This window comes from Paraburkholderia gardini (assembly GCF_907164545.1).
Taxonomy (GTDB): Bacteria; Pseudomonadota; Gammaproteobacteria; order Burkholderiales; family Burkholderiaceae; genus Paraburkholderia; species Paraburkholderia gardini.
Map to the genome: position 1 here is coordinate 105614 of NZ_CAJQZB010000017.1, position 9194 is coordinate 114807.

Below are 9194 nucleotides of genomic sequence, written 5' to 3' on the forward strand. Positions count from 1 at the left end.
GCGGCAGGGGAGCGAAGGGCGGCAGGTACAATGCGCGCCATGGAATCCTTCGATATTGCGGTCATCGGCGCGGGCGCGGCGGGCATGATGTGCGCGGCGGTGGCCGGGCAACTCGGCCGGCGTGTGGTGCTGATCGACCACGCGCCGCGCCTCGCGGAAAAAATCCGCATTTCTGGCGGCGGCCGCTGCAATTTCACGAACCTGTACGCCGGGCCGGGCAATTACCTGTCGGCGAATCCGCATTTCTGCCGCTCGGCGCTTGCGCGCTACACGCCGCGCGATTTCATGGCGCTTCTCAAGCGCCATCGCGTCACGTGGCACGAGAAGCACAAGGGCCAGCTTTTCTGCGACCAGTCGAGCGAAGCGGTCATCGATGTACTCAAGCACGAATGCGACGCCGGCAATGTCGCGTGGCGCCGTCCGCTCGCCGTCGAGCAGGTGCGACACGACGCCGCCAGCGGTTTCACGCTCGACACCCACGCCGGGCCGATCCAGACGCGTGCCGTCGTGGTGGCGACCGGCGGGTTGTCGATTCCGAAAATCGGTGCGACTGACTTTGCCTACCGCCTCGCGAAGCAGTTCGGCCACAAGCTGATCGATACACGCCCGGCGCTCGTGCCGCTGACGTTCGCCGCTGACGACTGGGTGCCGTTTTCGGCGCTATCGGGCGTTTCGCTGGAAGTCCAGCTGACGACCGGCGGCAAAAAGACAGGAGGTGAGTTCGTCGAAGATCTGCTGCTCACCCATCGCGGGCTGTCCGGGCCGGGGGTCCTGCAGATTTCGAGTTACTGGCAACCGGGTGCGCCGATCCACTTGAACCTGCTTCCAGACCGTGACGCCACGACGGCGCTTCTGGAGGCCAAGACCGGCACGAAGCGGCAGATCGCGAACCTGCTCGCCGAGTGGGTGCCGACGCGTCTCGCGCACGTGTGGCTGGAAACGCACGCGATTCCAGCCGAGGCGCGCGTTGCCGATCTGCCGGACAGGACGCTGCGCCGGATCGGTGAGGCGCTTTCGCGCTGGACGCTCACTCCGAATGGCACCGAAGGCTATCGCAAGGCTGAAGTCACCCGCGGCGGTATCGACACGCGCGAACTGTCCTCTTCGACGATGATGAGCGCGCGTGTGCCCGGGTTGTACTTCATCGGCGAGGCCGTCGACGTCACGGGCTGGCTCGGCGGCTACAACTTCCAGTGGGCGTGGGCGTCGGGTGTTGCGGCAGGTCAGGCGGCCGCGGAGCAGGTTTTGGGGGCTTGACGGCGCGGTGTCTTTGTGCGAAACGTCTGCTATAATTTCAAACCTTTGCAAAGCTCCGTTATTGAAAAATGACGACTATCCGCGTAAAAGATAACGAGCCCTTCGAAGTCGCCATGCGCCGCTTCAAGCGCACGATCGAGAAGAACGGCCTCCTGACCGAACTTCGCGCGCGCGAGTTTTACGAAAAGCCAACGGCAGAGCGCAAGCGCATGAAGGCGTCCGCGGTCAAACGGCACTTCAAACGTCTGCGCAGCCAGATGCTGCCCAAAAAGCTTTACTGATTCCCTGTTCGCCGCAGTCGCTTTGAGCTCAGTGGCGGGCAACCGGTGATGGCATCCAGTCGATGTCGTCGCGAGCGGAAAAAACCCAGGCCGCGAGGCCGCACCGGTGAGGCCGCATCCATTACGTGAATTCGCGACAACCCGCTTGAGGAAGGTGTCCCAAGCGGGTTTTTGTCTTGACGCATGCGTCTTGCCGGACCGTTTTCAGGGCTTGTTCATCAGGCTTGTTTAAATCCAACGCATTCAGGTGAGTGATGAGTCTCAAGGACCAGATCAACGACGACATGAAAGCCGCCATGCGGGCGCGCGAGACCGAGCGTCTCGGCACGATCCGCCTGCTGCTTGCCGCGATCAAGCAGCGCGAAGTCGACGAGCGCATAACGCTCGACGATACGGCGATCACGGTCGTAATCGACAAGATGATCAAGCAGCGCAAGGACTCGATCAGCCAGTTCGAAGCGGCTGGGCGTACCGACCTCGTCGACAAGGAAGCGGCCGAACTCACGGTGCTGGCCGCCTACATGCCGCAGCAATTGTCTGATGCTGAAGTCGCCGCTGAAGTACAGGCCGCGGTCGCGCAGACGGGCGCCGCCGGCCCGCAGGACATGGGCAAGGTGATGGGCGTGCTCAAGCCGAAGCTCGCTGGCCGCGCGGACATGACGGCCGTGTCCGGGCTTGTCAAGGCAGCACTCGCGAAGTAATACCCCGTTCGTACCCCGGCAAGCCGCGCCGGCTTGCCGCCGGACTTTCATGTCATTCGAGGCCGCCTTTCCACTGTGATTCCACACGCGTTCCTGCAGGATCTGCTGAACCGCGTCGATATCGTCGACGTGGTCGGTCGTTTCGTGCAGTTGAAGAAGGGCGGCGCGAATTTCATGGGACTGTGCCCGTTTCACAACGAAAAGAGTCCTTCGTTTACCGTTAGTCCGACTAAGCAGTTTTATCACTGCTTCGGTTGCGGTGCGCACGGCACTGCGATCGGCTTCCTGATCGAGCATGCCGGGCTGACGTTCCCGGAGGCGGTGAACGAGCTGGCGCAATCGGTTGGCCTCACGGTGCCGCAGGAACCATCGCCGATGCGCGGCGGAGGCGGCGGTGGTGAAGGTTATGCGCCGGCGGTGTCGAAAGCCGTCACCATCGCGCTGTCCGACGTGATGCAGGTCGCGTGCGACTTTTACCGCAAGCAGCTGCGTGGCGCGCCCAACGCCATTCAATACCTGAAAAAGCGCGGCCTGACCGGCGAAATCGCGGCCCGTTTCGGGCTCGGCTACGCGCCGGAAGGCTGGCAGAACCTCGAATCGGCGTTCCCCGATTACCGGGACGATTCGCTCGTCGAGTCCGGGCTCGTGATCGTCAGCGAAAAGGCCGATGCACAGGGTCAGAACCGCCGTTATGACCGCTTTCGCGAGCGGATCATGTTCCCGATCCGCAACGTCAAGGGGCAGGTGATCGGCTTTGGCGGCCGCGTGCTGGACAGCGGCGAGCCCAAATATTTGAATTCGCCGGAAACGCCTCTATTTAACAAGGGCAGCGAGCTGTACGGTCTCTTTGAGGCGCGCCTCGCCATCCGCGAGCAGCAGTACGTGCTGGTGGTCGAAGGGTATATGGATGTCGTCGCGCTGGCGCAGCTGGGATTCCAGAACGCGGTTGCGACCCTCGGAACGGCATGTACGCCGGTGCATGTGCAGAAACTGATGCGCCAGACGGATACGGTGATCTTCAGCTTCGACGGCGATTCAGCCGGCCGCCGCGCCGCGCGGCGCGCGCTGGACGCCTGCTTGCCGCACGCGGCCGACAACCGCACGATCCGCTTCCTGTTCCTGCCGACGGAGCACGATCCGGACAGCTATGTGCGCGAGTTCGGCACCGAGGGTTTCTCGGAGCAGGTTGCCCGGGCGATGCCGCTGTCGCAGTTCATGCTGAACGAAGTGCTGACCGGCAAGGAGCTGGATCAGCCGGAAGGCAAGGCGCGTGCGCTCTTCGACGCCAAGCCGCTGTTACAGGCGCTGCCGGCGAACGCGCTGCGCGCCCAGATCATGCATATGTTCGCCGACCGGCTCGACGTGCCGTTCGACGAAGTGGCCGCGCTCTGCGAGGTCGATGCGCGGATTGCCGCGGCGTCGCGCGCCGCGCCGCCGCGCAAGGATCGTCGTAGCGTGACCGGAATCGAACAGCGGGCGCTGCGCAATCTGGTGATGCACCCGCGCATTGTCGCGGTGCTGGACGAAGACGCTGAGCAGGCGCTGCTGACGGTGACGCGTCACGGCGAACTGTTCGAAGAGGTGACGACCCATGCGCGTGCGCTGGGCGAATCGGCCGAGTTTCAGTTGCTGTCGGATCTGCTCAGAAACAGCGCCAATGCCCCGACTTTCGAAGAAATTTTCCGCGAAATTCTGGACTATGATGAAAACGTGCGTGACCTGCTGCTGAAGAATCCTGAGGACGAAACGGTCGCTGAGGAACGTCGCGAGCAGGAGCGGATTGTCGGCGAGGAACTGAAGGCGGCGATCTTCAGGATGAGCTATGACGCGTACAGCGCGCGGCTCGACCAGTTGTCGCGGCAGTCGCGACATACGCCGGAAGAGCTGGCTGAATACACCGATCTGAACCGGAAGCGGGCGGACATGAAACGTCAGCTCGGGCTCTAACGGAGGGTGCTGGAACCTGAGGTGCTATAATAAAAGGTTCCCAGCAGTTTGTTTGCAGTTTTTGTTTGTTTTCCAGGCAAGAGGGCGAATTGCGATGGTAAAGACTACAGGCGGAAAGAAAGCGACGGGCAAAGGCTCCGAGGAGCCGACCAGAAAGGTCACGCAGGCCAGGTCTGCTTCTTCTTCCGCGAAAAAAACGTCTGCCACGAGCGTCGCGCCTCCTCCTGGGAAAAGATCCTCGCCCACTTCTGCCGCGCGAGCGGCGCCGGTTGCGGCATCTGTAGCTAACGTGGCTGGCGCCACGAAAGCCTCAAAAGCCACGCAGCCAGCAACGAAGCGACCGGGTTCCAGAAGCACCAGGGAAGCGGCTGCCGCGCAGGACACTGCGGCAGTGCGCGAGACTCCAGTATCCACGGTTCAAACGGCTGTTGTCCAGCAGCCGCGAGTCGAGACTACAGCCGGTATGGCGAACTCCATGACGAAAAAGCTGAACGAAGTATCCGTCGATGACGACGCAACCCAGAACGCAGAGGCAGCAGCAGCGCCGGTCGTTCCGGGCAAAGTCGAAAAGGTCAAGGCACGCGACCGTCGCGCAAAGGAAAAAGCGCTGCTGAAAGATGCGTTTGCGTCCACGCAGCCGGGCACCGCCGAAGAGCTCGAGGAGCGTCGCGCGAAACTGCGCGCGCTGATCAAGCTCGGCAAGGAACGCGGCTTCCTGACGTACGCAGAAATCAACGATCACCTCCCGGACAACTTCGCCGAGACGGAAGCGATCGAAGGCATCATCAGCACGTTCAACGATATGGGCGTGGCGGTGTACGAGCAGGCGCCCGACGCTGAAACGCTGCTCCTGAACGACAACGCGCCGGCGGCTTCGTCGGACGATGAAGTCGAGGAAGAAGCCGAAGTCGCGCTTTCCACTGTCGACTCCGAATTCGGCCGCACGACCGACCCGGTCCGCATGTACATGCGCGAAATGGGTACGGTCGAGCTGCTGACGCGCGAAGGCGAAATCGAAATCGCGAAGCGCATCGAGGACGGCCTGAAGCATATGGTGATGGCCATCTCCGCATGCCCGACGACGATTGCCGACATCCTCGCGATGGCCGAGCGTGTTGCGAACGAGGAAATCCGCATCGACGAACTCGTCGACGGTCTGATCGATGCCGCCGCGGAAGATGCGGATGGCTTCTCCGAGAAGGAAGCGGAAGCAATCGAGGCTGAAGAAGAGGAAGCCGAAGAGGAAGCCGGGGAAGAAGAAGAGGACGACGGCACCGCGCAGGCTACGGCCAACGCGGCGCAGCTCGAAGCATTGAAGCGCGCGTCGCTCGAAAAATTCGCGTCGATCAGCGAATGGTTCGACAAGATGCGTCGTGCGTTCGAGAAGGAAGGCTACAAGTCGAAGGCGTATCTGAAGGCTCAGGAGACGATCCAGAACGAGCTGATGATGATCCGCTTCACGGCGCGTACTGTCGAGCGTCTGTGCGACACGCTGCGCGCGCAGGTGGATGAAGTGCGTCAGGTCGAGCGTCAGATCCTGCACACGGTGGTCGACAAGTGCGGCATGCCGCGCGCCGAGTTCATCGCGCGTTTCCCGGGCAATGAGACGGACCTCGAATGGTCGGAAAAGATCGTCGGCGAAGGTCACGCGTACAGCGCGATCCTCACGCGTAACATTCCGGCGATCCGCGAACAGCAGCAACGTCTGCTCGATTTGCAGGCGCGTGTCGTGCTGCCGTTGAAGGACCTGAAGGAAACCAACCGTCAGATGGCGGCGGGCGAACTGAAGGCACGTCAGGCGAAGCGTGAAATGACCGAGGCGAATCTGCGTCTCGTGATCTCGATTGCGAAGAAGTACACGAACCGTGGCCTGCAGTTCCTGGATCTGATCCAGGAAGGCAACATCGGCTTGATGAAGGCGGTGGACAAGTTCGAATATCGCCGCGGCTACAAGTTCTCGACGTACGCGACGTGGTGGATCCGTCAGGCCATCACGCGTTCGATCGCGGACCAGGCGCGTACGATCCGGATTCCGGTTCACATGATCGAAACGATCAACAAGATGAACCGCATCTCGCGTCAGATTCTGCAGGAAACCGGTCTTGAGCCGGATCCGGCGACGCTGGCTGAAAAGATGGAGATGCCGGAAGACAAGATCCGCAAGATCATGAAGATCGCGAAGGAGCCGATCTCGATGGAAACGCCGATCGGTGACGACGACGATTCACATCTGGGCGACTTCATCGAGGATACGAACACGGTCGCACCGGCTGACGCAGCGTTGCACGCCAGCATGCGCGACGTCGTGAAGGACGTGCTCGATTCCCTCACGCCGCGCGAAGCGAAGGTGCTGCGCATGCGTTTCGGTATCGAGATGAGCACCGATCACACGCTCGAAGAAGTCGGCAAGCAGTTCGACGTGACGCGTGAACGGATCCGTCAGATCGAGGCGAAGGCGCTGAGAAAGCTCCGTCACCCGAGCCGTTCGGACAAGCTGAAGTCGTTCCTCGAAGGGAATTGACCGGAAGCGGCTGGCTGCAAGGCTGGCTGCTGCCGGAGAAGGGGTTTCCAGATCGTTCTGCGCTATGCAGGGCGGTCCCGGAAGCCCCTTTTTTCGTGTACTATGTCGGCCACATAGGGCCTCTAGCTCATGCTTGGTTAGAGCAGCGGACTTAGCAAGGGCTCACCTAAACCATGCAACACGGCACGGTGGGTCATGAATGGGTTGCCTTGGGGTAAGTTAGCTCTGCCCTCTGGTAGAACTGCTCAAATTCGGGGAAACCTCTGCTGCTTTGGCAGCGTGGCAATCCCGAGCGAAGCTCTCTTTTGAGAGAACGTGTAGAGACTGAACGGGCAGGTCGTAAAGACAAGAGACAGTCCAGACCACAAACCCGAAAGGGGCGGTGAAAGCCGTAGCTGGTTAGCATAATCCGTTGGTGCCGTGTTCGACTCACGGGAGGCCCACCAAACACTTGAAGGCCACTCTTCATGGGTGGTTGTGCCGTTAAGCATAAAGTGGCCACCTGGACAGGTTATGCTTTATTGTCCGTTGGGACGCATTTTGCTTTATCGGATAACGGTGCTAGCGCAGAAAAATTTGTGCGCATCGTGATGCGAATGGACGTAAAAAAGCCGGCCCTGGTAGCCGGCTTTTGCGTTACTGGGAGGCTGTAGGGGAGCTAGATCCTGAAGTACGTCTATGAGCCCCGAGTGCTGGCCTGAACCATCCCTTGATGGTCGACGTTCGCAGTACAGGGAATCCAGCCTCCCGGATTTCCCGTCCGAAGCCGCGGCATTGTGGTGGTCAAGTAATTTCGGACAGGCAGACAGGTTCTTTTGCTGTCGATTTCGCCTCGTAGGCGGCGGGCGACAGATAGCCCAAGGTTGAGTGCAAGCGCACGGGATTGTAAAAGCCGGCGATGTACTGCGTGACGTCGCGCCGGGCCTCCTCGTGATTGGCGTATTGGCGCTGCCATACGCGTTCCATCTTCAGGTTCAGGAAGAAGCGTTCCATCACCGAATTGACGCTCCTATGTCAAGCGGTGCGCGTCGAACCGGCCAAATCGGCAAGGATGAGCGGGTACAACTCCCTGACGATATATCGCTTCAGGCAGCGGTGAATTTCCTTGTTCGACATACCCTCCTTGGTCCGGCGCTCGACGTACGCTCGCGTCCGTGGATCGCTACGCATCCGTACCATTGCAATGGTCCACAAGGCGTTGTTTGCGGACCGATCTCCGCCCCTGTTCAAGCGATGCCGGACCGTTTTACCGGACGATGCCTGCAACGGGCTTGTGCCGCACAAGGCCGCCAATGCGGCTTCGCTTTTCACTCGTTCAGGGTTAGCTCCGGCGACGGCAACCAGCACTGCCGCGGTTTGCGGGCCGACACCAAACCTCTCCCGCAGCCGCCCGGCGTGCTGCCTGGTCAACTGATCGAGCATGGCATCGAGCGTGTTCAATTCGTCCGCCAACGCCAGCCAGCGCTTCGCCAGCAAACGCAGCGTCGCAGTCAGCGTTTGCAACATCGGTGTGCTACCCAGCGAGCGAAGTCGTGCACAGCCCGCCACACATTCCGCGGTCTTTGTTTTCAGAAGACGCTCGCGGATTTCCTGTGGCGCATTGACCAGCAAAGCCCGGAGCTGATTGATGGCTTGTGTTTTTGCCTTGACGACACTGCGCCGTGCAACAGAGACTGCGCGCATCGCCTCGGCGGCGCCCGACTGCTCCTTGGGAATGGCCGTCGCTTTTCCAGAGAGAACCGCTCGTGCGGCATTTTCAGCGTCGGTAGGATCGGATTTACCGCGAGAGCGGCGCATTGCCCGGTCAGGACGATTGACCTCCAGCACTTCGATCTCGTGATCGCGCAACACGCGAGCCAGACCCGCGCCATAGGTGCCAGTCCCTTCGACACCAGCGCGGTGCAGATGACCGAGAGAATTCGCCCAGGTCAGCAGTTTGAGATATCCCGCTGTGTCGGCAGTGACCGACAGCGTGCCAAGGAGCTTTCCGATTCCGCTGATCACAGCGCCGACATGCGTATCGAGATGCGTGTCGACGCCTAGAATGACTTCGTTTTGTTCCATGCGTGCGTGTTTCCGTCGTAGTGGGCACATCGCCAACCACACTCGCTGGACAGGACACTCACGGTGCAGGACAAAGCTCCTATCAGGTCACAAACGGTGAGCCCGGCAATGCTCGGGGAACGCCGGAACCCGATCGACAGGTCAATGCCAAGGCAACTCGGTCAATCCCAGCACGGGTCAGATCGGTCCGGCGTTCAGAAGCGATCTTAGACTGAGTGTCCCAACAATTTCCTTTGCGGCTCATGCTGCAAACCACGTGATGGCGCTTGAGCAAGGCTTGATACTGGTCGCTTGCGTATTGCAGCGGGCTGTTCCAGGACACGCTGAAGGCCTACGGCGTCGGCCCTGAACAATCGGGCGAGCCTTGAGCGGTAAGGCGTTGATATCGAAATGGGGTTGTAGGAATTGCAGGAACCTGGCAAA

6 protein-coding genes and 1 pseudogene are annotated in these 9194 nt (G+C 60.8%); 5 read left to right on the plus strand and 2 right to left on the minus strand.

Annotation, left to right across the window (positions count from 1 at the left end; translation table 11 throughout):
- The first annotated feature begins 39 nt into the window (after positions 1-39).
- The 5 genes from LPA37_RS14120 (at position 40) to rpoD (ending at position 6707) form a co-directional block, all read left to right on the plus strand.
- Positions 40-1257, plus strand: a complete 1218-nt coding sequence (locus LPA37_RS14120; RefSeq protein WP_229012917.1) for a BaiN/RdsA family NAD(P)/FAD-dependent oxidoreductase — start codon at positions 40-42, stop codon at positions 1255-1257.
- Between the two features lie 68 nt (positions 1258-1325).
- Positions 1326-1538 carry a 30S ribosomal protein S21 gene (gene rpsU / locus LPA37_RS14125; RefSeq protein ID WP_228981379.1) on the plus strand — a complete coding sequence of 71 codons (213 nt, stop codon included), beginning with the start codon at positions 1326-1328 and terminating at the stop codon, positions 1536-1538.
- Between the two features lie 254 nt (positions 1539-1792).
- On the plus strand, positions 1793-2239 hold the full coding sequence (locus LPA37_RS14130) for a GatB/YqeY domain-containing protein (RefSeq protein ID WP_228981380.1): 447 nt from the start codon (positions 1793-1795) through the stop codon (positions 2237-2239).
- A gap of 75 nt (positions 2240-2314) precedes the next feature.
- A complete protein-coding gene (gene dnaG / locus LPA37_RS14135) occupies positions 2315-4186 on the plus strand; it encodes a DNA primase (RefSeq protein WP_229012918.1) in 1872 nt (623 codons plus the stop codon).
- A 94-nt stretch (positions 4187-4280) separates the two neighbouring features.
- Positions 4281-6707 carry an RNA polymerase sigma factor RpoD gene (gene rpoD, locus LPA37_RS14140; RefSeq protein WP_228981385.1) on the plus strand — a complete coding sequence of 809 codons (2427 nt, stop codon included), beginning with the start codon at positions 4281-4283 and terminating at the stop codon, positions 6705-6707.
- A gap of 783 nt (positions 6708-7490) precedes the next feature.
- On the opposite strand, the pseudogene LPA37_RS27915 reads toward rpoD, so the two are convergent.
- A pseudogene (locus tag LPA37_RS27915) lies at positions 7491-7709 on the minus strand (IS3 family transposase); the annotation flags it as partial.
- Positions 7710-7721: 12 nt separating this feature from the next.
- Positions 7722-8771 (minus strand): IS110 family RNA-guided transposase, encoded by a 1050-nt coding sequence (locus LPA37_RS14145; RefSeq protein ID WP_407672523.1) that lies wholly within the window; start codon positions 8769-8771, stop codon positions 7722-7724.
- Positions 8772-9194 lie beyond the last annotated feature (423 nt).

Bases quoted from the DNA above. Each gene is read 5' to 3' on its own strand.
- LPA37_RS14120 (WP_229012917.1), top strand. From the start codon at position 40: ATGGAATCCTTCGATATTGCGGTCATCGGCGCGGGCGCGGCGGGCATG.
- rpsU (WP_228981379.1), top strand. From the start codon at position 1,326: ATGACGACTATCCGCGTAAAAGATAACGAGCCCTTCGAAGTCGCCATG.
- LPA37_RS14130 (WP_228981380.1), top strand. From the start codon at position 1,793: ATGAGTCTCAAGGACCAGATCAACGACGACATGAAAGCCGCCATGCGG.
- rpoD (WP_228981385.1), top strand. From the start codon at position 4,281: ATGGTAAAGACTACAGGCGGAAAGAAAGCGACGGGCAAAGGCTCCGAG.
- LPA37_RS14145 (WP_407672523.1), bottom strand. From the start codon at position 8,771: ATGGAACAAAACGAAGTCATTCTAGGCGTCGACACGCATCTCGATACG.